This window comes from Salmonella sp. SAL4457 (assembly GCF_046548235.1).
Taxonomy (GTDB): Bacteria; Pseudomonadota; Gammaproteobacteria; order Enterobacterales; family Enterobacteriaceae; genus Salmonella; species Salmonella enterica.
Genome location: NZ_JBGDZO010000622.1, coordinates 1 through 266, shown reverse-complemented (window position 1 = coordinate 266; position 266 = coordinate 1). Strand labels below are relative to the sequence as shown.

Sequence of the window (266 nt, the reverse complement as noted above, 5' to 3'; positions counted from 1 at the left end):
GATCCGTGCCTGCGAGGTCTGGCGCGGGATGTAGCGGGCCCAGTCGCCCAGGAAGGCGCCGAAGGAGATCGGGTTGCTCATGGCCAGCAGGGTGGCGCCGATGAAGGCGGCCCAGAAGCCCGGCTGGCCGAGTTGCACGCTGCAGGCGTAGGCGGCGTCGAAGGGGCCGGAGAAGGAGAACAGGCCGATCAGGAACAGCAGGCTGGCGGCCCACACGGCGATCCTGTTGACAAGCAGCATGAAGCGGAAGCCGTAGATGCATACGG

General features: G+C 67.3%; 1 pseudogene. It reads right to left on the bottom strand.

The window, feature by feature from the left end:
• Positions 1-266 (bottom strand): annotated as a pseudogene (locus tag ACLJNW_RS25685) (cytosine permease); the annotation flags it as partial.